The 23417-nt window shown below is 64.0% G+C and carries 25 protein-coding genes; 15 read left to right on the top strand and 10 right to left on the bottom strand.

Translation table 11 applies throughout. The features are described from left to right. Positions 1-90 precede the first annotated feature (90 nt). Together R9B85_RS24270 and R9B85_RS24265 are read left to right on the top strand one after the other, a co-directional pair. A complete protein-coding gene (locus tag R9B85_RS24270) occupies positions 91-2043 on the top strand; it encodes an FAD-dependent oxidoreductase (RefSeq protein WP_112253924.1) in 1953 nt (650 codons plus the stop codon). Between the two features lie 39 nt (positions 2044-2082). After that, complete coding sequence (locus R9B85_RS24265) at positions 2083-2682, top strand: helix-turn-helix domain-containing protein (RefSeq protein ID WP_112253923.1); 600 nt, start codon at positions 2083-2085, stop codon at positions 2680-2682. Between the two features lie 304 nt (positions 2683-2986). On the opposite strand, the gene R9B85_RS24260 is transcribed toward R9B85_RS24265, so the two are convergent. Beyond that, positions 2987-3598 carry an FMN-dependent NADH-azoreductase gene (locus R9B85_RS24260; protein WP_049277030.1) on the bottom strand — a complete coding sequence of 204 codons (612 nt, stop codon included), beginning with the start codon at positions 3596-3598 and terminating at the stop codon, positions 2987-2989. A gap of 133 nt (positions 3599-3731) precedes the next feature. Between R9B85_RS24260 and R9B85_RS24255 the strand changes: the two genes are divergently transcribed. Continuing rightward, positions 3732-4634, top strand: coding sequence for a LysR substrate-binding domain-containing protein (locus R9B85_RS24255; RefSeq protein ID WP_015270172.1), 903 nt, complete (start codon positions 3732-3734; stop codon positions 4632-4634). Continuing rightward, entirely contained in the window at positions 4627-4986 is a 360-nt protein-coding gene (locus tag R9B85_RS24250; RefSeq protein ID WP_112253922.1) for an MmcQ/YjbR family DNA-binding protein, read from the top strand. The genes R9B85_RS24255 and R9B85_RS24250 overlap by 8 nt, the downstream gene beginning before the upstream one ends. Before the next feature lie 121 nt (positions 4987-5107). Here R9B85_RS24250 and R9B85_RS24245 read toward each other — a convergent pair whose 3' ends face one another. Both R9B85_RS24245 and R9B85_RS24240 read right to left on the bottom strand, forming a co-directional pair. Further along, positions 5108-5521: a DUF1294 domain-containing protein gene (locus R9B85_RS24245; protein WP_207879063.1), complete on the bottom strand. Its 414-nt coding sequence runs from the start codon at positions 5519-5521 to the stop codon at positions 5108-5110. Beyond that, positions 5514-6344: an undecaprenyl-diphosphate phosphatase gene (locus R9B85_RS24240; RefSeq protein ID WP_003258998.1), complete on the bottom strand. Its 831-nt coding sequence runs from the start codon at positions 6342-6344 to the stop codon at positions 5514-5516. The genes R9B85_RS24245 and R9B85_RS24240 overlap by 8 nt, the downstream gene beginning before the upstream one ends. Positions 6345-6643: 299 nt before the next feature. Between R9B85_RS24240 and mcpP the strand changes: the two genes are divergently transcribed. The 11 genes from mcpP to R9B85_RS24185 all read left to right on the top strand — a co-directional run bounded on the left by mcpP (position 6644) and on the right by R9B85_RS24185 (position 18543). Further along, positions 6644-8278 (top strand): methyl-accepting chemotaxis protein McpP, encoded by a 1635-nt coding sequence (mcpP, locus tag R9B85_RS24235; protein ID WP_215520981.1) that lies wholly within the window; start codon positions 6644-6646, stop codon positions 8276-8278. Between the two features lie 295 nt (positions 8279-8573). Beyond that, positions 8574-9140: a nicotinamide riboside transporter PnuC gene (gene pnuC, locus R9B85_RS24230; RefSeq protein WP_313854672.1), complete on the top strand. Its 567-nt coding sequence runs from the start codon at positions 8574-8576 to the stop codon at positions 9138-9140. Beyond that, complete coding sequence (locus R9B85_RS24225) at positions 9137-9706, top strand: AAA family ATPase (RefSeq protein WP_112253918.1); 570 nt, start codon at positions 9137-9139, stop codon at positions 9704-9706. Before pnuC ends, R9B85_RS24225 begins: the two co-directional genes overlap by 4 nt. Before the next feature lie 298 nt (positions 9707-10004). Further along, positions 10005-10439 (top strand): hypothetical protein, encoded by a 435-nt coding sequence (locus R9B85_RS24220; protein WP_112253917.1) that lies wholly within the window; start codon positions 10005-10007, stop codon positions 10437-10439. Position 10440: 1 nt separating this feature from the next. Beyond that, positions 10441-11019, top strand: a complete 579-nt coding sequence (locus R9B85_RS24215; RefSeq protein WP_112253916.1) for an adhesin — start codon at positions 10441-10443, stop codon at positions 11017-11019. 50 nt (positions 11020-11069) lie between these two features. After that, entirely contained in the window at positions 11070-12521 is a 1452-nt protein-coding gene (locus R9B85_RS24210; protein ID WP_112253915.1) for a heme utilization protein, read from the top strand. A 62-nt stretch (positions 12522-12583) separates the two neighbouring features. Continuing rightward, positions 12584-13264, top strand: a complete 681-nt coding sequence (locus R9B85_RS24205) for a C39 family peptidase (RefSeq protein ID WP_423770658.1) — start codon at positions 12584-12586, stop codon at positions 13262-13264. 46 nt (positions 13265-13310) lie between these two features. After that, the gene (locus tag R9B85_RS24200; protein ID WP_112253913.1) at positions 13311-14063 is read left to right on the top strand and encodes a hypothetical protein; all 753 of its coding nucleotides are present in this window, start codon (positions 13311-13313) and stop codon (positions 14061-14063) included. A gap of 39 nt (positions 14064-14102) precedes the next feature. Beyond that, on the top strand, positions 14103-15383 hold the full coding sequence (locus tag R9B85_RS24195; protein WP_112253912.1) for a hypothetical protein: 1281 nt from the start codon (positions 14103-14105) through the stop codon (positions 15381-15383). Positions 15384-15519: 136 nt separating this feature from the next. Next, positions 15520-17721, top strand: a complete 2202-nt coding sequence (locus R9B85_RS24190) for an LTA synthase family protein (RefSeq protein WP_207879065.1) — start codon at positions 15520-15522, stop codon at positions 17719-17721. Between the two features lie 93 nt (positions 17722-17814). Further along, a complete protein-coding gene (locus R9B85_RS24185) occupies positions 17815-18543 on the top strand; it encodes a DUF899 domain-containing protein (protein ID WP_112253910.1) in 729 nt (242 codons plus the stop codon). Positions 18544-18688: 145 nt separating this feature from the next. On the opposite strand, the gene ureG is transcribed toward R9B85_RS24185, so the two are convergent. The 7 genes from ureG to R9B85_RS24150 are packed head-to-tail and all read right to left on the bottom strand — an operon-like array spanning position 18689 to position 23408. Then, entirely contained in the window at positions 18689-19312 is a 624-nt protein-coding gene (gene ureG, locus R9B85_RS24180; RefSeq protein WP_010953755.1) for an urease accessory protein UreG, read from the bottom strand. Positions 19313-19323: 11 nt separating this feature from the next. After that, positions 19324-19998, bottom strand: a complete 675-nt coding sequence (locus tag R9B85_RS24175; RefSeq protein WP_112253908.1) for an urease accessory protein UreF — start codon at positions 19996-19998, stop codon at positions 19324-19326. Continuing rightward, positions 19998-20543, bottom strand: a complete 546-nt coding sequence (locus R9B85_RS24170; protein WP_423770657.1) for a HupE/UreJ family protein — start codon at positions 20541-20543, stop codon at positions 19998-20000. Before R9B85_RS24170 ends, R9B85_RS24175 begins: the two co-directional genes overlap by 1 nt. A 17-nt stretch (positions 20544-20560) precedes the next feature. Continuing rightward, positions 20561-21058 (bottom strand): urease accessory protein UreE, encoded by a 498-nt coding sequence (gene ureE / locus R9B85_RS24165; RefSeq protein ID WP_112253906.1) that lies wholly within the window; start codon positions 21056-21058, stop codon positions 20561-20563. Positions 21059-21068: 10 nt separating this feature from the next. Further along, positions 21069-22772 (bottom strand): urease subunit alpha, encoded by a 1704-nt coding sequence (ureC, locus tag R9B85_RS24160; protein ID WP_423770656.1) that lies wholly within the window; start codon positions 22770-22772, stop codon positions 21069-21071. Further along, positions 22769-23086: an urease subunit beta gene (locus R9B85_RS24155; RefSeq protein WP_015270155.1), complete on the bottom strand. Its 318-nt coding sequence runs from the start codon at positions 23084-23086 to the stop codon at positions 22769-22771. Before R9B85_RS24155 ends, ureC begins: the two co-directional genes overlap by 4 nt. Before the next feature lie 19 nt (positions 23087-23105). Beyond that, positions 23106-23408, bottom strand: coding sequence for an urease subunit gamma (locus tag R9B85_RS24150; RefSeq protein ID WP_003256923.1), 303 nt, complete (start codon positions 23406-23408; stop codon positions 23106-23108). Positions 23409-23417: the final 9 nt, after the last annotated feature.

Below are 23417 nucleotides of genomic sequence, written 5' to 3'. Positions count from 1 at the left end.
GTCGTCGAGCAGTAAAAAAACAAGTTGATTTTTTACTGACGCTACACTTTCATACAAAAACAAGAACAACACCGTACCGGAGCCGCCTGTATGCAGACCGCCTTCCCTCATCTGTTCGAAGCCTTGCAGATCCGCGGCAAACGCTTGAAGAACCGCATCATGTCCACCGGCCACGACACCTGCCTGCCTACCGACAATCTGGTCAACGACAAGCTCATCGCCTACCAGCGCGCTCGCGCCGCCGGTGGCGTCGGCCTGATCGTGCTGCAGGTGGCCGGGGTGCATGACAGCGCCCGCTACACCTCGCATGTGCTGATGGCCACCGACGACGCCTGCATCGACGGCTACCGCCAGCTTGCCGAGGCCTGCCATGAGCATGGCACCGTGGTGCTTTCGCAGCTGTTCCACCCCGGGCGAGAGATCATGGAGACGGCGGACGGTTTGCTGGCGGTGGCCTACTCGGCGTCCGCGGTGCCCAATGAACGCTTCCGGGTGATGCCGCGTGCGCTGGACCAGGCAATGATCGACGAGATCGTCCAGGGCTATGCCAGCGCTGCCCGCCGCCTGCACCAGGCCGGGCTGGACGGTGTTGAAGTGGTCGCCAGCCATGGCTACCTGCCTGCGCAATTCCTCAACCCGCGGGTAAACCAGCGTACGGATGGCTACAACGGTGAGCTGGAGCAGCGCCTGCGGTTCCTGCGCGAAGTGCTGGCCGCCGTACGCGCGGCCACCGACGAGCAGTTCATCGTCGGCCTGCGCATCAGTGCCGACGAGCGCGACAGCCAGGGGCTGAGCGAGGACGAATCGCTGGCGGCAGCGGTTGCCTTGCAGGGCCAGCTCGACTACCTGCACATCGTTGCCGGCACGTCGGCATCCCTGGGCGGCGCCGTGCATATCGTGCCGCCGATGGCCATTCAACCGGCCTACCTGGCCCGGGAGGCCGGCTCCTTCAAGCAACACCTGGGCATTCCGCTGTTCGTCACCGGCCGTATCAACCAGCCTCAGGAAGCCGAACTGATCCTGGCTCGTGGCCAGGCCGATGTCTGCGGCATGACCCGCGCGCTGATCTGCGACCCGCTGATGCCGAACAAGACCGAGCATGGCCAGGTCGAGGACGTACGTGCCTGTATCGCCTGCAACCAGGCCTGCATCGGCCATTTCCATCGCGGTCTGCCCATTTCCTGCATCCAGCGGCCGGAGACCGGCCGCGAATTGCAATACGGGCAACTGACCCCCACCGCCCACCCCAAGCGCATTCTCGTGGCCGGTGGCGGGCCCGCTGGCATGAAAGCCGCCGCCGTGGCCGCTGCGCGCGGGCACCAGGTAACACTGTACGAGGCAGGCCCGCAGCTCGGCGGCCAGGTGCTGCTGGCACAGTTGCTGCCACGGCGCAGCGAGTTCGGTGGCGCCAGCACCAACCTGCAACGGGAAATGGCCCTGGCGGGTGTTGAAGTGGTACGCAATACCCGGGTCGATCGCGCACTGGTCGAGCGAGAACGCCCCGACCTGGTGATCGCCGCCACCGGTGCAACCCCCTACTGGCCGGCCTTCGAGCGCACCGGTGAGCTACAGGTAGTGGATGCCTGGCAGATACTACGCAACGAGGCAAAGCCAGGGCGTTCGGTGCTGGTGATCGACTGGCGCTGCGACTGGATCGGCCCCGGCATCGCCGAACGCCTGGTACGCGAAGGCCACCAGGTGCAGCTGGCGGTCAATGGCACCCATTGCGGCGAAAACCTGCCGCTGTACGTGCGCGATCAACTGGCCGGCGAGCTGCATCGTCTGGGTATTCCCATCACGCCGTATGCCCGCTTGTATGGCAGCGACGACAACACGGTATACCTGCAGCACACTGCCAGCGGCGAGCCGATGATCTTCGAAGGCATCGACACACTGGTGCTGTGCCTGGGCCATCAACCAGAAGACCGCCTGGCCACGGAGCTGGCCGGCCTGGTCGAGGTGCGCCGCATTGGCGACTGCCTGGCGCCGCGTACCGCCGAAGAAGCGATTCATGATGGCCTGACGGTTGCCTGGGCGCTCTGAGGCTGTACATACTGCGGCTTTTACGATGGACCGACGTGCATGAGCCAACTCCCCCAGCCCCCCGCCAGCGAAGCCGGGGGCGCCGCGCCGCAGTTTCTCGGCAGCCGCATTCGCGGCCTGCGCAAGCGCCGTGGCATGACCCTGGCGGAGCTGGCCACGCACAGTGAACTGACCGCCGGCTACATCAGCCAGCTGGAGCGCAACCTCTCCTACCCGTCGATTCCGGCGCTGTTCAACATCGCCCGCAGCCTGGGGGTGACCATCCAGTGGTTCTTCGCCAGCGAAGCCATCACTGCGCCCGAGGACCAGGGCTATGTGGTCCGGCGCAACAGCCGCCTGAGCGTGCATTACGAAGACGGCATCGTCGATCAACTGCTCACGCCCCAGCCCAACCGCCAGCTGGAGATCCTGCATTCACGCTTCCCTCCGGGTAGCTACAGCCAGCAGAGCTACAGCCATGACGGTGAAGAGGCCGGCTACATCCTGAGTGGCAGCTTCGAGCTGTGGGTGAGCGAGCGGCATTTCCAGCTGGGCGAAGGGGACAGTTTCAGCTTCTCGAGCCAGGAACCGCACCGCTACGGCAACCCCGGCGAGGTGGATGCCGTGGTGATCTGGGTGATCACGCCGCCAACATTCTGAAGCAAGCTCGCTCCCCAATATCCGGCAACAGGGTCTACCTTGTTAACCGAACTTTCGAGGAGCACAACCATGAAGCAGATCCTTCCACATCGATGAATCGGCCCGCCGCGTCGGCTACCCGGCTATCCCGGTAGCCTGAGGTTGATTGTGGGAGCGGCCTTGTGTCGCGAAAGGGCCGCGTAGCGGCCCCAGGATGTCAGCGTTTACACAGAGATCTCTGGGGCCGCTTTGCGGCCCTTTCGCGACACAAGGCCGCTCCCACAGAGTTCGCGCAAGCCTTTGACGCTTGTGCAAGACAGCAGGATCAGGCCGCAGCGAACAGCTCGTTGGCAATCTGCGCCTGGGCAGCATCGATCGCCTGGCTGCGGTGCTCAGGGCCATAGGCCAGGCCATGGGCGCGGACGATTTCCAGGTCGGTAACACCGATGAAGCCCAGGAATACCTTGAGGAAGTCCTCATGCCCGGCGCCAGTCGGCTGGCCAGCGTGCAGGCCACCAGCGGTGGACACCAGCACTACCTTCTTGTTACCGCACAGGCCTTCCGGGCCAGCTTCGGTGTAGCGGAAGGTCTTGCCGGCGACGGCAACGCGGTCAATCCAGGCCTTGAGCTGGGTCGGCACGGTGAAATTGTACATCGGCGCACCAATCACCACGGCATCGGCGGCCAGGAACTCTTCCAGGGTTTCCGCGCTCAGCTTGGCTTCAAAGGCCTGGGCTGCGTCGCGCATATCTTCCGGGGTGCCAGCCGCTACCAGGGTAGCCGCAGAGAAGTGGGCGATGGCGTCAGCGGCCAGGTCGCGGTACACCACTTCCACGCTCGGATCGGCGGCTTTCCACGCTTCGACCACTTCGCGGCTCAGTTGGCGGGAGGCGGAATTGTCGCCCAGGATGCTCGAATCGATATGCAACAGTTTCATGGGACTCTCCTGTGAATGAAGACCGCGACGTTGGGCGATCACGATGGAGAGAATCCTACCCACATCAACAATGGCTGATAAGGCGGCAAAAATGCGTTAGTTTGTCCTACACATGGAACAGTGAGACATTCCCATGCAAGACCTCAACGACCTTTTCTACTTCGCCCGCGTGGTCGAAGCCGGCGGTTTCGCCGCAGCCGGCCGCCAGCTGGGCATCCCCAAGTCGCGCCTGTCGCGGCGCATCGCCGAGCTTGAAGAACGCCTGGGCACGCGCCTGCTGCAACGCACTACACGGCAACTGAAGCTCACCGCGGTGGGCGAGCGCTACCTGCACCACTGCCAAGCCATGCTGCTGGAGGCCGAAGCCGCCGACGAAGCCGTGGCCAGCATGAGCAGCGAGCCGCGCGGGCGCTTGCGGGTGTCCTGCCCGGTGGCACTGGCCCACGCCTTCCTGCCGGATGTGATCAGCCGCTTTCTCGCGCAGTACCCGCTGGTGCAACTGGACATGGTGTTGCTCAACCGCCGGGTCGACCTGATTTCCGAAGGGATCGACGTGGCCTTGCGTGTACGGGACCTGGGCGATGAAGACCCGGCCCTGGTCACTCGCCGCCTGCGCCAGGCGCAGATGCAACTGGTTGCAGCGCCCGGTTTCGCCGACCACATTCGCGAACCGGGCCAACTGGCGTCATTGCCGGTGCTGGGCGCTGCCGAGGCGGACCGGCTGGTACACTTCCGCCTGTTCGGCCCCCATGGCAAACAACAGGAAATTGCCCTGGAGCCACGCCTCGCCATCGATGATTTCGTAGTACGTAATGCTGCTGTACGGGCAGGCCTTGGGTTTACTGCGCTGCCCAGCATGTTCTGTGAAGAGGAACTGGAGCGAGGCGAACTGGTGCGCCTGCTGCCGGACTGGTCGCTGCCGGGCGGCTACCTGCAGGCGGTGTACCCGCATCGGCGCGGCTTGCTCCCTGCGGTACGGGTGTGGATCGACCACCTGGCGGCGTCGTTCGAGGCCTGTGGAGAAAAGTATGTCTGAGCGAAACATGAGCGAAGCCCAGGTGGCAGCGTTCTGCCTGAGCCTGCCGGGTGCGCGGGAAGACTACAAATGGGGTGGCATCCGTGTGTTCTCGGTAGCAGGCAACAAGATGTTCGCGGTGCTCAACCTGGCGGGTGCGGGGTTGTCGTTCAAGGTGGCCGACGAACTGTTTCTCGGCTACTGCGATCGCCCGGGGGTGCGGCCTGCGCCGTACCTGGCACGGGCGCGGTGGATCAGCATGGCGTCGCCCTACCCCATGGGGTGTGAGGAGCTGTGTGATCTGTTGCAGCGCTCGCACCAGCTGGTGGTGCGGCGGTTGCCGAAGCGGTTGCAGGTGGGGTTGGTATTGTGAATTCGCTGTGCCGGCCCTTTCGCGGGTAAACCCGCTCCCACAGGGTTCTCCACTGGTCTCAAGACTTGTGCTGTACGTGTGGGAGCGGGTTTACCCGCGAAGAGGCCGGCACAATCAAACATCAATTGAAGGGCAGATACCGCCCCCCAAGAAACAGCCAGTCCGCCCAAAACACCTGGTGCACCAGCACAATCCCCCAGAACACCAGCTGGTACGACACCTTGCGCGTCTTGTGCCGATACAGCTGCTGCGCCAGCAGTGCCCCCGGCCAGCCGCCCAGCAGCTCACTGGCATGCAGCACCTTCTCGGGCGTGCGCCAGGCCTGGGTACGCGCCTGCTGTTTATCCTGCCAATACAGCAACAGGCTGATCAGGCTCATTGCCGGGTACAGCGCCAGCGGCCACCAGGCCTGGTCGACCCAGGCCATGCGCGCCGCGCCCAGGCCCGGCAGCAGGCACAGCAGGCCCAACAGCAGCAGCTTCAGGCGCACGTTGCGTACGCCCTCCTTCCTTTGCCCCGGCGCTGCCTCAGCCATGTGCCGTCGCCCAGTCAACCCAGCCGAACTGCCAGGTCGCCAGGATCAGCAGGCCAAAGGCAATGCGATACCAGGCGAACGCCGCGTAGCTGTGGTTGGCAATGAACTTGAGCAAGCCGCGCACGGCGATCATGGCAAAGATGAACGAAGTGACGAAGCCAATGGCAAATACCGGCAGATCGCCGGGCTGGAACAAGTCGCGGTACTTGTAGCCTGAATACACCGCCGCACCGACCATGGTCGGCATCGCCAGAAAGAACGAGAACTCGGTCGCCGCCTTGCGCGACAGACCAAACAGCAGGCCGCCGATAATGGTCGAGCCGGAGCGCGAAGTGCCCGGGATCATCGCCAGGCACTGGATGAAGCCGATCTTCAGTGCGTGGCTCCAGCGCATGTCGTCCACGTGGTCCACCTCCACACGGTGCTCGCGGCGCTCGGCCCAGAGCATGATCACCCCGCCCACCACCAGGGCAGCCGCCACGGTGATCGGGTTGAACAGGTACTCGTGAATCAGGTCGGCGAACAGCACGCCCAGCACCACTGCCGGCAGGAACGCCAACAGCAGGTTACCGGTGAACCGTCGCGCCGTGGGCTGGCTGGTCAGGCCGAACACCACGTCGAAGATCTTGCCACGAAACTCCCACACCACCGCCAGGATCGCCGCCAGCTGAATGATGATGTTGAAAGCCATGGCCCGTTCGCCACCAAACCCGATCAGGTCGGCGACGATGATCTGGTGGCCGGTACTGGAGATCGGCAGAAATTCCGTCAGCCCTTCGACCACGCCCAAGATGATTGCCTGAAAGGCAGTCCAAAAATCCATCGTTCCCCCGATGGAGCGCTGCTCGTGGCAGGCCCCTTGTTCTTGATTTGCTTGAAATTGCCGCGCGCGGCCCGGCTGTTTTACAGCGACTGTTGGGCGCAATGCCAGTAGAAAAGTTCACGCCGCCTAAAGGTTTCATCTTGCGCGGCCGAAATCCTGTCAGAGCGCCTTTGCAATCGCCTTGTACAACCTGCTGCAGACTATCGGATGTATAGCACTTAGCCATTGGTCGAGTGGGGGGCTGGTGCAAAGCATGCTTGGATGCGCCTATATAAAAAGAACAATGCGGGAGCTGTGGTATGAAAACCCTGAGATCGATGTCTATCAGCCGCCGTTTGTGGCTGATCCTTTTGGTGGCAGTGGCAATGCTGGTGGTATTGGGCCTGCTGATGCTGCGTCAGATCCACGGGGACCTGTACCAGGCCAAAGCTGAAAAGACCCGCCACGTGGTCCAGACCGCAGCCGGTGTGCTGGCCTATTACCAAGGCCTGGAGGCAGCCGGCACGCTCAACCGCGAGGCGGCCCAGCAGCAGGCGCTGCAAGTGGTACGCGCGTTGCGCTACGACCACGACGACTACTTCTGGATCAATGATCTGGGGCCGAAGATGATCATGCATCCGGCCAACCCCAAGCTCGACGGCCAGGACCTGTCGGCCATCCGCGACCCCGACGGCTTTGCCGTGTTCAACGAGATGGTTGCCCTGGCGCGGCAGCAGGATGCCGGGCCGGTCAACTACCGCTGGCCCAAGCCTGGTGCCAGCGAGCCGGTGGCCAAGACTTCCTACATCCAGCTGTTCAAGCCCTGGGGCTGGATCATCGGCTCGGGCGTCTACGTCGACGATGTGCAGGCCGAGTTCACCCGCCAGTTGCGCGATGCCTCGCTGGTGGGCGTGGCCATCGCCCTGCTGATGGCGCTGGTGGTCATGCTGATTGCCCGCAGCATCGCCCGCCCGTTGCAGGAAGCGGTGCAGGCCATGGGCAACATCGCCAGCGGTGAAAGCGACCTGACCCGGCGCCTGGACACTCACGGCCGTGACGAAATCACCCATCTGGGCGAGCACTTCAACCGCTTCAACGGCAAGCTGCAAGGCGTGATAGGCCAGTTGCAAGGGGCGGCCCATGCCCTGGCCCGGTCCGCCGGGCATGTCGGCGACAATGCCGGCGCCGCGCAACAACACAGCGCCCAGCAGTCGCTGCAGATGGACCAGGTTGCCACCGCAGTCAACGAAGTGACCTACGCCGTGCAGGACGTGGCCAAGACCGCCGAACAGGCCGCCGGTGAAATGCGCACCGCGCAACAGCAGGTGACACACGGCCAGGAGGCCATTCACGGCAGCCTGGCGCAGATCGACCGGCTCTCGCTGACCATCGACCAGGCCGTACAGGTGATCCGCGACCTGGCCGGGCACAGCACGCGCATCGGTGGTGTGCTGGACGTGATCCGCTCCATCGCCGAACAGACCAACCTGTTGGCCTTGAACGCAGCCATCGAGGCGGCGCGGGCCGGCGAGCAAGGCCGTGGCTTTGCTGTGGTCGCCGACGAGGTGCGCCTGCTGGCCCAACGCACGGCGCAGTCGACGGCCGAAATCCATACCATGATCGAGCACCTGCAAAGCCAGTCGGACGCTGCGGTCAAAGCCATCGATACCAGCAGCGAAGCCTCGCGCCAGACGGTCGAACAAGCCCGCGAGGCCGGTGCCAGCCTGGATGCCATCAACCAGGCGCTGAACAACCTCACGGCGTTGAATGCCTCCATCGCCAGCGCCACCTTGCAGCAGTCGCATGTGGTCGAAGAGATCAACCGCAACGTGCTGGATACGGCCGGGTTGTCGCAGCAGACCGCCGATGCGGCGCGCCAGTCCAGCGATGCCGGGATGGCGTTGGGGCAGTTGAGCGAAGAGCTGGAGCAACTGTTGCGGCAGTTCCGGGTATAAGACCAAGCCCCAGTGGGAGATGGCCAAGCCCTTTGGACTGCGCTGTCGCGTAGATAATTGAAATTGCAGGCAATGCGCGTACCCTGTGGGAGCGGCTTTAGCCGCGAAGAACCCAGCGCGGTGCTTGGCACCGGCTGCGCCGGTGTTCGCGGCTAAAGCCGCTCCCACAGGATCCCTGCTGACTCACAGCCATGTGCAGTCCTGTGGGAGCAGCCCCAAAGGCCCAACGCGCTACACCTTCCTAGGCCGACCAGCTACAATCGCGCCCCTCCCCCGTAGTCTCCAAGGATCGCCGATGTCCGGCCTTGAACTCATCGCCGCCGTCCTCGGCGTCACCGCTGTCTGGCTCACGGTCAAGCAGAACGCCTGGTGCTGGCCAATCGGCCTGGTCATGGTGCTGATCTATGGCTGGCTGTTCTACGAGGTGAAGCTGTACTCCGGCATGCTGCTGCAACTGGCCTATGCCATCCTGCAGGTCTACGGATGGTGGCAATGGAAGCGCCCGGGCCATGCAGAAGACGCCCGCCAGGTCACCCGCCTGCAGCCCCCTGCATTGCTCGTCGGCCTGGCCGGTGGGGTGCTGCTGAGCGCCGCCCTGGGCGCGGCCATGGCCACCTGGACCGACGCCGCCCTGCCTTGGCTGGACGCCACCCTGACCGGCTTCAGCCTGGTGGCACAATTGTGGATGGCGCAGAAGCGCCTGCAGTGCTGGCCGCTATGGGTGGTGGTGGATATCGTCTACGTGGGCCAGTACCTGGATCAGCAGTTGTACTTCACCGCAGGCTTCTTCGCCGTGCTCACGCTGATTGCCGTGCGCGGCTGGCTGGAATGGCGCCGTGCCCCGGCGTTGGTGCAGCCATGAGCGCGGCACAGGCCATGAAAGTGCTGGTGTTGTGCGGCCCGGAGTCCAGTGGCAAGAGCTGGCTCAGCGGTGTTATCCAGGCCCATTTCGGCGGCGTGGTGGTGGCCGAATACGTGCGCCACTTCATCGACCAGGAATGCCGCGACACCTGCTATGCCGATATCCCCGCCATCGCTCGCGGCCAGCTGGCCTGGGAAGACCACGCCCGCGAACAGGCACCGCCGCTGCTGATTCTCGACACCCACCTGCTCAGCAACATGCTCTGGAGCCACGCCCTGTTCGGCGACTGCCCGGCCTGGGTGGAGCAGGCGCTGCTGGCGCGGCATTACCATCTGCACCTGTTGCTAAGCCCGCAGGGCGTGGATTGGGTTGCCGATGGCCAGCGCAGCCAGCCCGAACTGCGTGATCGCCAGCGCTTTTTCGACGACAGCCTGCACTGGCTGCAACGGCATGGCCAGGCGTACAAAATAATTGAGGGCAATTGGCCACAACGCCAGTTGCTGGCACTGCAAACAGTGGCTAGGCTCATTGGTAGCGATGCGCCATCCTGCCCAACCGAGTGTTAATCCACTGACACACCCCCGTGCGGCGAAGCCCCCGAAAACATGGAGCCTTCCGCGGCGTCGAAGGTAGTGTCAAGCAGTTGAAACAACCCTGCAAAAACCCTTCCAATCAAGGCCAGCACTGGCTTTGCCTGCACCGCTGGCGACTACCTGTTTCAACCCTGAGACAGAATACGCCGCAGCTTGCCGTGGGGCTCACCTTAAGCGTTTGATCTGCAAACGCTTCTCAAAAGCGGCACACCTTCTGCTCCCTCGTTCGCATCGCTGAACAGGGCCAGCGCTCATTGAAGGAGTTGCCGTCGTGAGGAAAACTGACAAACGCCTTTATCACCTGTTGCTGATGGGCTGTGTGCTGGGCTCGTTGAGCCTGTCGGCCCAGGCCGACAACGGCATCATCGTGATAACCCGTGATGTGCAGACACGCAACGCCGTAGTCCCGCCGTTACGACCCGACCCCAACCCCACCACCGTCAATGCCAACCCTTCCGCCCACATCCTCAAGCAAACCAGCGAACTGAGTGATGGAGACTTTGCCAACATCAGCAGCGGTGCGGGTATCGGCACCCTGATCACCCAGCAGACCAACAACCTGGGCGGCAACCTCGGCAACCCGTCCCAACTGCCCAACCTGGCCGGTGGCCGCGGTACGGGCTCGGGCAACGGCATATCGAACATGGTCAATTCGAGTGTGCAGCGCGGCCTGGCGCCGCTGCAGATCCTGACCGGAGGCAAGTGAGATGAAGCACACGCTGCTGATCCTGGCCACGCTGTGCAGTACCTCGGCCTTCGCGCAATCCCCGGTTCCCGTGATCAACAACGCCGACATCGACGGCTCGGGCAGCCGTTACCAGGGCAACCTGTCGGTCAACCAGGCGGCCGGTGACCAGCAGCAACAGGCCAACGCGCGCGCCTTCGCTGTAGGGCCAGCAGCTAGCGCCAACACGCAGATCCGGCAACGGCTGAACACCCCCGCAGGCCCCGCAATGGACGCACGCTCGACCATACAGGGCGACGCCTTCAGCAACGGTAGCGGCGCCCTGGGGATCAACCAGAGCGCCGGCGCCAACACCCAGCAAGCGAACGCACTGAGCATCAGTATCGGTGCCCAGCCGCAAAGCATCGACGACAGCGTCCTCATGCAGCAGAACGTGGCGCTGCTCAACAACTCCGGTCCGATTGACACTTCAACTGGCCATCGCCAGGTCACCACCAGTGACCAGGCCTTCACCGGTAGCCGTGGAGTGATTCAGTTGAACCAGAGTGCCGGGGTGGGAAACCGCATGGCCAACACCCTGAGCATCCGGGTCGCGGATTGACCCTTCCAGTCAAGAACGACACTTAACCCAATAGCGTACGGAGAATCACCATGAAACCCTCGATGGCAATAAAGCCTCTGGTTTTCGCAATTGCTGCGGTCATGGCTGTTGCTGTACAAGCTGATCAGAACGACCGGCGTGGCGGGCACCACAATGGTCACCATAACAACGGGCAGCACACGCCTCCTCCCACCAGGATCCCTGTGTTTGCCACTGCCAATGCCATAGACAGCCAGCGCAGTACCGGCAACACCATCACCAACCAGGGCACCATCAACGAAGCCGAGATGAGCAGCTCGGCCGCGGGTGCCAGCGGCAACGTAGGTGTCAACGTGGCGGCCGGTAACGGCAACCAGCAGGACAACGCTGCGGCCATCGCCAACGCCTCGTCCGAATCCAGCCTGGACAACAGCTTCGTGTTCGGAACCGCCGAAGCCACCGCTGACGTTCGCCAGTTCAGCAACAACAACCGTGTCGACAACTGGTCCACCCAGAACTCGGCGGTCATGACCGGCTCGGCCGATGGTGCGGAGGGTAACGTCGGCGTCAACATTGCTGGCGGCGACCTGAACCAGCAGAAAAACACCATGGCCATCGCCAACACCGGTGCCCCACTGGGCAATGCCACTGCCACCGCCTCTGCCGACCAGAACGGTCCAGGCCTGACGGTGAACAACGGCGCCGACCGCACCTACCGGGTGGATACGCTGACCATCACCACCACCAAGAGCGGTTCCAGTTCGCGTGAGGGCACGTTCAACTCGACTGACGACCGCAGCTCGTCCTCGAGCTTCAGCGTGGCCGGCTCGCAAAGTGCGAGTTCCAGCGGCTCCAGTGGCTGGGCCTCCAGTGGTTCGAGCAGCATGAACGCCAGTGGTTCGCGCAGTTCCACTGCCAGCGGCTCCAATAGCTGGAATGCCAGTGGTTCGATGGCCAGCAACGCCAGTTCGTCCAGCAGTTCCAGCCTGAACGCCACCCTGGCCGCTGCTGCCGATGCGACGCGTACCGTGACCACCGATGACGGCCGTCGCGAGCGTACTCGCACCAACAGCTTCGATGCCTCGCTCAATGCCTCGCTCAACGTGGATGTCGACCGCTCGCAGGAAAGCTCGCACGACGCGTCGTTCGAGAAGGCGTTCGACTCGTCGTACGACAAGGCCCGCCAATCGAGCTACGAAAAGTCTCGCGACTCCTCGTATGAGAAGGCTCACGAGTCGTCCTATGCCAACGCATCGGAATCGGCGTTTGAAAAGTCTGGCGAGAAATCGTCTCAATCGTCGAACGACGTGTCGAAGAGCTACAGCGAAAGCAGTGCTTACGACTTGAGCAATACCGTGTCCTTCCAAGTGCTGACCCCGACCGGCTGGGCCAACCCTGTTACCAACACTGCAACCCTTAGCGGTTCGGTGAACGGTGGCAGCGGCAACCTGGGCGTGAACGTGGCAGCCGGTGTGGGCAACCAGCAGAGCAACTCGCTGGCCATCTCCAACACCTCGTTCTGATCGCTGTGCTTGAGGCCCCCTTCGGGGGGCCTTTCTTCAACAGAACCGGAAGGCATCCGATCATGCGCATCATTGCTCTGGCGTTTTTGCTGTGCCTGGCCAGCGTGAGCGAAGCCGCACAAATGCCGCTGTCCGTCCTGCCGGGCGGCGCCGTGGTGTTCAAGCCCATCCAGAGCCTGCGCGAGCGCAAGTTCGCCGACCTGGTGCAACAGAAGACCGACTTCAGCTGCGGCGCCGCCGCGCTGGCCACCATCCTGCGCCAGGCCTACTGGCTGGACGTGGACGAGCAACAAATCATCGAAGGCATGCTGGCCCACGCCGACCAGGACCTGGTGCGCACGCAAGGCTTCTCGATGCTGGACATGAAACGCTACGTGGAAAGCCTGGGGATGCGTGCCCGCGGCTACCGGGTGGCAGCCGAGACCCTGCACAGCGTACGTATCCCGGTCGTGGTGCTGATGGACGTGCGTGGCTACAAGCACTTCGTGGTCATGCAGAAGTTGGACAAGGGCTGGGTGTATATCGGTGACCCGGTACTGGGCCACAAGCGCTACAAGGTCGACGACTTTCTCAGGGGCTGGAACGGCATCATCTTCGCCGTGATCGGCCAAGGCTACGACAAGAACAACGTCCTGCTCGACCCGCCCCTGCCCCTGACCGCAAAGGGCCGGGTGAACGACTTCACCCCGGTGCAGGATGCAGAGCTGCTGGACTTCGGTTTCATCAAAAGCGACTTCTTCTAACGACTCTTGCAACGACAAGGAGCACGAGGCTCCGGGGAGCACCCCTATGAAGACTGCACCATGGCTCGCAGTGGTTTGCCTGGCAGCCAGCCTGCCGGCCCACGCCGAAACGTTCAAGCCCATCGAACTGAAGGACCAGGAATTGGCGAACTTGCGCGGGCGCTATGTGCTGCCGGGGCGCATCGTCAGTTTCGGCATCGTCATGACCAGCACCTGGCAGAACGCCAACGGTGAAGTGATCGGTGCGACCTCCACCCTGCAGATCCAGCAGTCGACCATCAAGCCGCAGTTTCATGTATCGATGATCGACGAGAAAGGCAGCGGTTCGACCACCAGCGGCGCCGCGCCTGCCGGCAACGGTACGGTCACCGGGGGCAGCGGGCTCAACAGCACCGAAGGGGTGACCCAGGTCGTACGCGCGGCCGGTGACAACAACACCGCCTACAACAATGTCGACATCAAGGTGACCAAGGCCAACCAGGCCCCAGCCACGCAACCGCAAGGCCAGGCACTGGCTGCGGGCCAGACCCTGGTCGGCAAAAACGGTGCCGGCTCGCTCAGCGTGTCGTCCACCGGTGCGGGCGTGCAGCTGAACATCAATGCCAGCAACAACCAGGGCAGCAGCGTACAGCGCCTGGCCCAGGGCGGGCTGATGCAGAACTCGACGCTGCTTGGCAATGGCAACCATGTCAACAACGTCACATCCCTGAATGTGGTCATGCGCGAGAGCGTGCCGACAGCCGCTTCGTTGAACGGCAGCCTCGACCAGCTGAAGGGCCTGCGCACATTCGGCTATTGATCTCCAAGTTCTAAGGCAGTCGAAAGGGACGGCAAATCCATGCACCGATCATTCACGCTCAGCGCCATTGTCTGTTTGACCACCCTGGCTCCGGCCACTTCCCTTTTCGCAGCTGCCGACCCGCAGGTCGAAGCGCTGAAGCAGGAACTGCTCGAGCTCAAGCAGCGTTACGAGGCACAGCAACAGGCGCTGATGGTGCTGGAGCAGCGCGTACGCCAGGTCGAGGAAACCCCGGCAGCAGCGCCGCCCAAACGCCTGGTCAGGTCCCCGGCCGAAGGGGTCAAAGGCGCACAGACGGTGGCATCGGGCGCACCGGGCACCACTGGCAGCTCCTATGGCCAGGCGCTGACCGACGACGCCGAGCCTGCGCAAAGCGTTTCCAACCTGTATGACGAGGCCAGCGGCTTCTTCGGCGGCGGCAAGTTCAGCTTCGAGACCGGTGTCACCTATACCCACTACGATACCCGGGCGCTGGTGCTCAACGGCTTCCTGGCACTGGACTCGATCTTCCTCGGCAGTATCAACCTTGACCGGGTGAAGGCAGATAACTGGACCCTGGACATGACCGCCCGCTACAACCTCGCCCAGCGTTGGCAATTCGACATCAACGTCCCGGTGGTGTACCGCGAATCCACCTACTCTTCCGGCGGTGCAGGGGGCGCCGGGGCGAGCACCTCGGACGAAACCGTGACCCGCGACCCGGAAATCGGCGACGTCAACGTCGGTGTCGCCTACAAGTTCCTCGACGAAGACGAGACCTGGCCTGACGCCGTCGCTACCTTGCGCATCAAGGCGCCGACCGGCAAAGACCCCTATGGCATCAAACTGCGCCAGGTCGAGGGCAACGACAACCTGTCGGTACCGGAAAGCCTGCCGACCGGCAATGGCGTCTGGTCGATCACACCGGGCATCTCGCTGGTCAAGACGTTCGACCCGGCCGTGCTGTTCGGCAGCCTGTCCTACACCTACAACATGCAAGACTCGTTCAGCGACATCAGCCCACAGGTCAACAGCAAGGTGCCGGGCGACGTGAAGCTGGGCGACTCCTGGCAGATCGGTGGCGGTATCGCCTTTGCCCTGAACGAGAAGATGAGCATGTCGTTCTCGGTGTCCGACCAGTTCGCCCGCAAGAGCAAGATAAAACCGGATGGCGGCGACTGGCAGTCGATCTCCAACAGCGACTACAACGCAGCCAACTTCAACATCGGCATGACCTTCGCCGCCACCGACAACCTGACCATCGTGCCCAACCTGGCCATTGGTCTGACCGATGACGCGCCGGACTTTTCCTTCAGCCTGAAATTCCCCTACTACTTCTGATACTTGCCATCGGCCGGGCCTGCGCGAAAGGGCCCGGCTCATGGTTACCAACCTTGTCCCGGACCGCCTTCCATGTCGCGGCCTGTTATCATCAAGCACAGTTGCATGACGATTTAATGGCAAAAGGGATGTTTTCGTGAAGAACCTGTCAGACCACCCACGTACCCGGCTTGTCGCCCTGGCGGCCCTGGTACTGGTGATCCCACTGGGTACGCGCGCCATGCTGGGTTGGTCCAACCCGCTCGGTTACCTGTCCGACCTTGCACTCGGCAGCTTGCTGGTCTTGCTGCTGCACCGTCGGCCATGGTGGCTGGCGCTCCCCGTATTGCTGGCCTGGGCGGCCCTCTGGGTGGCTTCGGCCGAACTGGTGAGCGCGGTGGGCCGTTTGCCCACCAGCGCCGACCTGACGTACCTGCTCGACCCGCAGTTCATGGAGAATTCGACCGGTGGCGGCCTGGCCCATGCCTGGCTGCCGTGGACCATGGGCGCCGGCCTGCTGACCTGGCTGGCCATCGCCTGGCGCAGCCGCACACAACCCGACCAGCCGCTGCCACGCAAGGCCTGGGCCATTCCGTTGCTGCTGTTTGGCGTCCATTGGGGCAGCCAGCAACTGGTACCTTCCGACGCCGACCAATGGCGGCAATACAACCTCACCCACCAGTTGCTGTCGGCCGGGGCCGGCAACCTGCAGCGCCAGGTCGAAGGCTGGATGGGCCAGACAAAAACCTTCACCCCGCTGGCCAGCACTGGCCTGACCCAGTCCGACCTGCATGGCCAGCGCCTGCTCGCCGGGCCAGGCAATGCCCGCAACCTGCTGGTCATCACCGTGGAAGGCATCCCTGGGGCCTATTTGCGGCCCAACCGCCAGGCCCTGCAGAGCCGCTTCGACGAAGAACTGATGCCCAAGCTCAGCCAGTGGGCCGAGCGCGGCATGAACACCCCGGACTACGTGCTGCATACCCATCAGACCATCCGTGGCCTGTACGCGATGCTGTGCGGTGACTACGACAAGCTGGCCAACGGTACGCCCAAGGGCGTGGAGCTGCTGACCCAGAACGAACGCAACCAGGCCTGCCTGCCGGCGCAGTTGCGCCAGGCCGGCTTCACCACCCACTTCCTGCAGGGCGCCGGCCTGCGCTTCATGGCCAAGGACCGCATCATGCCGCACATCGGCTTTGATGCGGTGCACGGCCTGGAATGGTTCCGCAACAAGAACTACCTGGACTTCCCCTGGGGCAAGGATGACCGCGCCTTCTTCGAGGGTGCGCTGGACTACGTCGGCCAGTTGCAAAAGCAGGACAAGCCCTGGATGCTGACCCTGCTCACCGTAGGCACCCACCAGCCGTACTCGGCGCCGGCCGAGTACCTGGAACGCTACGACACGCCGAAACAGGCGGCAGTCGCCTACCTGGACGACGCACTCGGTGCATTCCTCGACAACCTCGAGCGTCAGGGCGTACTCAAGGACACCCTGGTGGTGGTGACTTCCGACGAGTCCCACGGCATCGACGGTGTGCGCCTGGCCTCTTCCTGGGGCTTCAACCTCACCCTGGCGCCGGAGCAGGCGCAGTTGCCACGGATCAAGCACGGTACCTACGGCCATATCGACCTGGCCACCTCCCTGCTCGACTACTTTGCCCTGCCCATCCCCGTGGCGCTCGGCGGTCGCTCGCTTTACCGCGACTACGATAGCGGTCGCGAAATGATCTCCTACACCAACGGCATGCTGCGTTATCACGATGGCCAGGGGGTGTTCACCGAATGCGACTTCCAGCAGCGTTGTCGGCGTTACGCCAGCGTGGGCTTCATCGCCGACCAGGCGCGTTACCTGGGCCCGGGCGACAACCTGCTCGGCCAGCAGATCGGCGCCCTCGCCGGGGTGCTCGACCAGTCCCTGCTGCAAACACCGCTCAACCTGCGCTACCAGTTCGGCGGCCCGTCGCCGATCCAGCTGCGCAAGCGCATCAAAGATGACTGGGCCGACAACCTGATCGGCGCCCAGTATCTGGAGATGCCCGAGGGTTCGCATACCCGCGTACGGGTCAAGGTACGCTCGCTGGACCCCAAGCGCGCAGCCTATATCCAGCTCAAGGCCAAGCAGCTGGAGCAGGACGTACCGCTGGGCTTGCCTGACGAAGTGAAAGTCACCGCCGACGAGCCGCTGGAGATGGAGTTCAGCTTCGACAACCCGACCGCGCGCAAGGCGTTTTCCTTCCATTTGCTTGGGCATGGCGGTGGCCAGGTGGAGGTCAGCGACTTCAGCGTGATCACCGCGCTGCCTGGGGAAGATGAAGCAGCGGATGAACTGGCCGATGGGCATATCGCCCATTCGGGCTGAGCAGTACCACTCATCGCCCGGCCGCCGCGGCCTGTCGATTCAACCCGCCCGTGCTCGACTAGTGTGTGAATCCCCCAATGTGGAGACAGCACCATGAGCACGAGCGAAAGCAGGCACCCGGTGGTTTCCCGCAGCCAGTGGCTGGCGGCCCGCCGCCAGCTGTGGCTGCACGAAAAAGCCTTTACCCACCACCGCGACGCGCTGGCCGCAGCCCGTCGCGCCCTGCCCTGGGTCAAGGTGGAACACGACTATCGCTTCCAGGGGCCGCACGGCGAACTGAGCCTGGCCGACCTGTTCGCTGGCCGCAGCCAATTGCTGGTTTACCACTTCATGTTCGCCGAGGGCTGGAGCGAAGGTTGCCACGGCTGCTCGTTCCTGGCCGACCATTTCGACGGCGCCAACCTGCACCTGGCGCATCATGACGTGTCGCTGGTAGCGGTGTCGCGGGCGCCGTATGCCGAGTTCCAGGCGTTCCGCCAGCGCATGGGCTGGCAGTTCCCCTGGTATTCGTCGAATGGCAGCGGGTTCAACGAGGACTTTGGCGTCAGCGTCGGCAGCGAGGGCCAGCGGCAGTACAACTATGAGCCATATGAGGGCGATGAAAGCGAGCTTCCCGGGCTGAGTGCGTTCTACCGCGAGCCGGATGGCAGCGTTTACCATACCTACTCAACCTATGCTCGCGGGCTGGATATCCTGGTCAACACCTACAACTTCCTCGACATTGCGCCACTGGGGCGCAACGAAGGTGGGACCATGGACTGGGTGCGGCACCATGATCGCTATGAAGGGCAGCCAGACAAACCCCACTGCTGCCATACATAACGTGAGGCAACATTTATCCCTGTGGGAGCGGCTTTAGCCGCGAAGAAGCCAACGCGGTGGATGGCACCGGCTGCGCCGGTGTTCGCGGGTAAACCCGCTCCCACAGGAATTGCGCCATGGTGCAGACTGCGTTCAACCCGTTACATCAGCCGCGCACACCCAGCATCCCGCGCTCGACGATGAAGTCGATCACCGCCTGCAGCCCCTCACCCTTCTTCAGGTTACTGAAGGTCCATGGCCGCTGCGGGCGCATGCGCTGGGTATCGCGCTCCATCACTTCCAGCGAAGCCCCCACATAGGGCGCCAGGTCGGTCTTGTTGATCACCAGGAAATCCGACTTGGTAATCCCCGGCCCACCCTTGCGCGGGATCTTCTCGCCTTCGGCCACATCGATCACGTAGATGGTCAGGTCGGCCAGCTCCGGGCTGAAGGTAGCACTCAGGTTGTCACCGCCGCTTTCGACGAAGATCACCTCGAGGTTGCCAAACTTGCGCGCCAGTGCTTCGACCGCCGCCAGGTTCATCGAGGCGTCTTCACGTATCGCCGTGTGCGGACAGCCGCCGGTTTCCACGCCGACGATGCGCTCCGGCTCGAGGGCCCCTGCTTCGGTGAGGATGCGCTGGTCTTCCTTGGTGTAGATATCGTTGGTGACCACGGCGATCTGGTAGTGGTCGCGCATGGCCTTGCACAAGGCTTCGAGCAGCGCCGTCTTGCCGGAGCCGACCGGGCCGCCGACACCGACGCGCAGGGGTTGTTGATAGCTTTGCATGCAGGCAGTCCTCAGGAACGGAACAAACGGGTGTATTGGGTTTCGTGACGCGATGAGGCAATGGCCAGCAGCGGCAGGCCGCCGCCTAGCTGGTCGTCGCCCAGGCCCAGTGCCTGGTCGAGGGCCGCGGGCAGCCCTGCCCCCAGGTCATGCAGCAAGGTCTGGGCAGCCTGCTGGCCGAACGGCACCAGCTTGACCCCGGCCATTACCGCGCCCTCCAGCCAGGCAAAACCATGGCCCAGGGCCAACTGGCGCAACGGGATGTTCCAGTGCGCAGCCAGCCAGGCCATACCGCCCAGCTGGGAGAGTTCGAGGCTGGCCCGCCAGGCCGGCGCCTGGCCCAGTTGCCAGCCGTCCAGCAGCCGTGCCAGCGCCGCACCGCGCTGCTGTTCTTCCAGACGCAGCTCGGCGGTTTCGCGGTTGGCCAGCAGAAAGCGGCTCCAATGGCCGAAGGCCTCGGCGTCCTCGGCCTGGCAGGCGTGGTACAGGCGCGCCAGCACCGGCCAGTCGAGGCAGGCCAGGGTGTCGTCGATCTGCTCCCGCTGCCAGGCAGCGAAACCATCCACATCCCGTACCCAGCCCGCCTCGACCGCCCACTCCAGGCCTTGCGAGTAGGTAAAGCCGCCCACCGGCAAGCCAGGGCTGGCCAGTTGCAGCAGGCGCAACAGCGCCAGGTCGCTGGCCATCAACCGGCCAGAACCAGCGCGGCTCCGGCCAGCAGGCCACCGCCAAAGGCCTTCTGCAGGCCGCTGTGCCTGCGCAACAGGCAACCAACCGCAAAGCCGACCGCCAGCAACAGGCCGCTGACCGTGACGAAGCCGGCGCTGAACTGCCAGAACGCACTTGGCGTGGCTTCCACGCCATGGGCCCAGCCATGGAACAGGGCGAACACCGGCATGGCCATGGCCAGCAGCAGCTGGCGGCTGGGCAGCAGCACTGCACCAGCAGCCACCAGCAGCGACACGGCGATCAGGGTTTCCATGCCCAGTACATCGCCGAACAGGTGGCCGCACACCGCACCGCCGAACATCGCCACCAGGGTTGCCAAGGGTAGTGTCAGGCTACGCCGGGTCAACGCGGCGAGCACACCGGTGCCCAACAGCATCAGCAGGTGATCAAGGCCGGTCAGCGGGTGCAACAGGCCGTCCTGCAGCGGGTTGGCGTCGTGGCCGGGGTGGGCGAAGGCAGGCAGAGCCAGCATCAGCAGAAACAGGGCGAAAGTCTTTTTCATCGGTTGCTCCAGGCAGTTCAGGAATGGGCAGGCAGGCGCACGAACGGGTGATCGTGCCCGTGGGCATGGCTATGGCTGTGCGGCGCGCTTTGGTAGGCACCCGCTTCAGGCTCGAACGGCGCCAGTTCGGCGTCTACCGTCAGGCCCAGGCCACGCAACATGTCGTCCAGCACGTGGTCGTGCTGGAAGCGCAACAGGCCGGGCTCGATCTGCAGCGGCACATGGCGGTTGCCCAGGTGATAGGCCGCACGGGCCAGCAGGTGCGGGTCGGCGCAGCGCACCGTGGACACTGCCTCCGGCGCCGCCAGCACACGGATCAGCTGGGTGCCCTCGGCATCGGCCAGCAGTTCCCCTCCGCGCAGCAGGTGGCCGCGTTCGAGCATCAGCCCTGCCTCGCGGCCATCATCCAGGGTCACCCGCAGGCGGCTCTTGATGCGGCTGTCCACGTCCAGGGTAACGGTGCCGGTTTCGCTCAGCTTGCCGGGCTCGGTGATACGGCGGGTCAAGACAATCATCGGGGCTCCTTCAGAACAGGAAGTAACGCTGGGCCAGCGGCAGTTCGCGGGCCGGCTCGCAGACCAGCAGTTCACCATCGGCACGCACCTGGTAGGTCTGTGCATCGACCTCGATCAGCGGCTGCAGGGTGTTATGGACCATGTCGGGCTTGCGCACCCGGCGGCAGCCGTGGGCCACGCCGATCAGGCTGCGCAGGTTCAGCTCCTCGGCCAGGCCGCGCTCCATCGCCGCCTGGGGCAGGAAGGTCATGCGCGTGGCATGCCGTGCCGCGCCCAAGGCACCGAACATCGGGCGGTAATGCACCGGTTGCGGTGTGGGGATGGAACCATTGATATCACCCATGGGCGCGGTGACGATCATCCCGCCCTTGATCACCAGGGCCGGCTTGACCGCAAAGAACGCCGGGGCCCACAGCACCAGGTCGGCCAGCTTGCCGACTTCCACCGAGCCCACTTCGTGGCCGATGCCGTGGGTCAGTGCCGGGTTGATGGTGTACTTGGCGATGTAGCGCTTGACCCGGAAGTTGTCGCTGTAGCTGGTGTCCGGCGCCAGTGGCCCACGGCGCAACTTCATCTGGTGGGCCACCTGCCAAGTGCGCAGTACCACCTCGCCAACCCGGCCCATGGCCTGCGAGTCAGACGAGGTCATGGCAAAGGCGCCCATGTCGTGGAGGATGTCCTCGGCGGCAATGGTTTCGCGACGGATGCGCGACTCGGCAAAGGCCACGTCTTCGGCGATGCTCGGGTCCAGGTGGTGGCAGACCATGAGCATGTCCAGGTGCTCGTCCACGGTGTTGATCGTGTACGGCAAGGTCGGGTTGGTCGAGGATGGCAACACGTTGGCCTGCCCCGCCGCGCGAATGATGTCCGGGGCGTGACCACCACCGGCACCCTCGGTGTGGAAGGTGTGGATGGTACGGTCGCCAATGGCCGCCAGGGTTTCTTCGATGCAGCCGGACTCGTTGAGGGTGTCGGTGTGGATCGCCACCTGGATGTCCATTTCCTCGGCCACGCCCAGGCAGCAGTCGATGGCTGCTGGAGTCGAACCCCAGTCTTCGTGCAGCTTGAGGCCCACGGCGCCGGCCGCGATCTGCTCGCGCAGTGCTTCCGGCCGCGAGGCGTTGCCCTTGCCCAGCAAGCCGATGTTGATCGGCAGGCTGTCGGCGGCCTGGAGCATGCGCGCCAGGTACCAGGGGCCGGGCGTGCAGGTAGTGGCGTTGGTGCCGGTGGCTGGCCCGGTGCCGCCGCCGATGAACGTTGTGACACCACTGTTCAGCGCCTCGTCCACCTGCTGCGGGCAGATGAAATGGATGTGCGAGTCGACGCCGCCGGCGGTGACGATCTTGCCCTCGGCGGCGATTACCTCGGTGCCGGGGCCCACCGGCACGTTCACGCCCGGCTGCACATCGGGGTTGCCCGCCTTGCCGATCACCGCGATACGCCCATGCTTGATGCCGATATCGGCCTTGACGATGCCCCAGTGGTCGATGATCAGAGCATTGGTCAGTACCAGGTCCATGGCTTCGGCGGCCAGCATCTGGCCCTGCCCCATGCCATCGCGGATGACCTTGCCGCCACCGAACTTGACCTCTTCGCCATAGATGGTGAAGTCGTGCTCCACCTCGACCCACAGCGCGGTGTCGGCCAGGCGTACGCGGTCGCCCACGGTGGGGCCGAACATGTCAGCATAGGCCTGGCGGGAAATGCGGCTCATGCCCTGCCCTCCAGCGCGCCCATCACCTTGCCCTGGAAGCCATAAACCTCACGTTTGCCGGCGTAAGCCACCAGTTGCACGGTACGCGCCTGGCCGGGCTCGAAACGCACGGCTGTACCAGCAGGGATGTCCAAACGAAAGCCCAGGGTCGGAGCGCGCTCGAACACCAGCGCCTCGTTGACTTCGTAGAAGTGGTAGTGCGAGCCGACCTGCACTGGCCGGTCGCCATGGTTGGCCACGCTGACGCTGACCGTCGCGCGGCCGCTGTTCAGCTCGATGTCGCCAGCGGCGACCTGGATTTCACCTGGGATCATGCGGGGCTCCTGGGCAATGTCAGACGATGGGGTCATGCACGGTCACCAGCTTGGTGCCATCCGGGAAGGTCGCTTCGACCTGCACGTCGTGGAGCATTTCGGCAATGCCAGGCATTACCTGCTCGCGGCTCAGTACTTCGCGCCCCAGGCTCATCAGTTCGGCGACGGTGCGGCCATCACGGGCGCCTTCGAGGACGGCGGCACTGATCAGCGCCACCGCTTCCGGGTAGTTGAGCTTCAGGCCGCGGGCCAGGCGCCGCTCCGCCAGCAGCGCGGCGGTGAACAGCAGCAGTTTGTCTTTCTCTCTCGGGGTCAGCTCCATGGCGCTCTC

Origin of the sequence: Pseudomonas sp. NLJ1, from assembly GCF_049486705.1 — a bacterium.
GTDB lineage: Bacteria > Pseudomonadota > Gammaproteobacteria > Pseudomonadales > Pseudomonadaceae > Aquipseudomonas > Aquipseudomonas inefficax.
This window is presented reverse-complemented; position numbering and strand designations above follow the sequence as displayed.

Bases quoted from the DNA above. Each gene is read 5' to 3' on its own strand.
- R9B85_RS24270 (WP_112253924.1), top strand. From the start codon at position 91: ATGCAGACCGCCTTCCCTCATCTGTTCGAAGCCTTGCAGATCCGCGGC.
- R9B85_RS24265 (WP_112253923.1), top strand. From the start codon at position 2,083: ATGAGCCAACTCCCCCAGCCCCCCGCCAGCGAAGCCGGGGGCGCCGCG.
- R9B85_RS24260 (WP_049277030.1), bottom strand. From the start codon at position 3,598: ATGAAACTGTTGCATATCGATTCGAGCATCCTGGGCGACAATTCCGCC.
- R9B85_RS24255 (WP_015270172.1), top strand. From the start codon at position 3,732: ATGCAAGACCTCAACGACCTTTTCTACTTCGCCCGCGTGGTCGAAGCC.
- R9B85_RS24250 (WP_112253922.1), top strand. From the start codon at position 4,627: ATGTCTGAGCGAAACATGAGCGAAGCCCAGGTGGCAGCGTTCTGCCTG.
- R9B85_RS24245 (WP_207879063.1), bottom strand. From the start codon at position 5,521: ATGGCTGAGGCAGCGCCGGGGCAAAGGAAGGAGGGCGTACGCAACGTG.
- R9B85_RS24240 (WP_003258998.1), bottom strand. From the start codon at position 6,344: ATGGATTTTTGGACTGCCTTTCAGGCAATCATCTTGGGCGTGGTCGAA.
- mcpP (WP_215520981.1), top strand. From the start codon at position 6,644: ATGAAAACCCTGAGATCGATGTCTATCAGCCGCCGTTTGTGGCTGATC.
- pnuC (WP_313854672.1), top strand. From the start codon at position 8,574: ATGTCCGGCCTTGAACTCATCGCCGCCGTCCTCGGCGTCACCGCTGTC.
- R9B85_RS24225 (WP_112253918.1), top strand. From the start codon at position 9,137: ATGAGCGCGGCACAGGCCATGAAAGTGCTGGTGTTGTGCGGCCCGGAG.
- R9B85_RS24215 (WP_112253916.1), top strand. From the start codon at position 10,441: ATGAAGCACACGCTGCTGATCCTGGCCACGCTGTGCAGTACCTCGGCC.
- R9B85_RS24210 (WP_112253915.1), top strand. From the start codon at position 11,070: ATGAAACCCTCGATGGCAATAAAGCCTCTGGTTTTCGCAATTGCTGCG.
- R9B85_RS24205 (WP_423770658.1), top strand. From the start codon at position 12,584: ATGCGCATCATTGCTCTGGCGTTTTTGCTGTGCCTGGCCAGCGTGAGC.
- R9B85_RS24200 (WP_112253913.1), top strand. From the start codon at position 13,311: ATGAAGACTGCACCATGGCTCGCAGTGGTTTGCCTGGCAGCCAGCCTG.
- R9B85_RS24195 (WP_112253912.1), top strand. From the start codon at position 14,103: ATGCACCGATCATTCACGCTCAGCGCCATTGTCTGTTTGACCACCCTG.
- R9B85_RS24185 (WP_112253910.1), top strand. From the start codon at position 17,815: ATGAGCACGAGCGAAAGCAGGCACCCGGTGGTTTCCCGCAGCCAGTGG.
- ureG (WP_010953755.1), bottom strand. From the start codon at position 19,312: ATGCAAAGCTATCAACAACCCCTGCGCGTCGGTGTCGGCGGCCCGGTC.
- R9B85_RS24175 (WP_112253908.1), bottom strand. From the start codon at position 19,998: ATGGCCAGCGACCTGGCGCTGTTGCGCCTGCTGCAACTGGCCAGCCCT.
- R9B85_RS24170 (WP_423770657.1), bottom strand. From the start codon at position 20,543: ATGAAAAAGACTTTCGCCCTGTTTCTGCTGATGCTGGCTCTGCCTGCC.
- ureE (WP_112253906.1), bottom strand. From the start codon at position 21,058: ATGATTGTCTTGACCCGCCGTATCACCGAGCCCGGCAAGCTGAGCGAA.
- ureC (WP_423770656.1), bottom strand. From the start codon at position 22,772: ATGAGCCGCATTTCCCGCCAGGCCTATGCTGACATGTTCGGCCCCACC.
- R9B85_RS24155 (WP_015270155.1), bottom strand. From the start codon at position 23,086: ATGATCCCAGGTGAAATCCAGGTCGCCGCTGGCGACATCGAGCTGAAC.
- R9B85_RS24150 (WP_003256923.1), bottom strand. From the start codon at position 23,408: ATGGAGCTGACCCCGAGAGAGAAAGACAAACTGCTGCTGTTCACCGCC.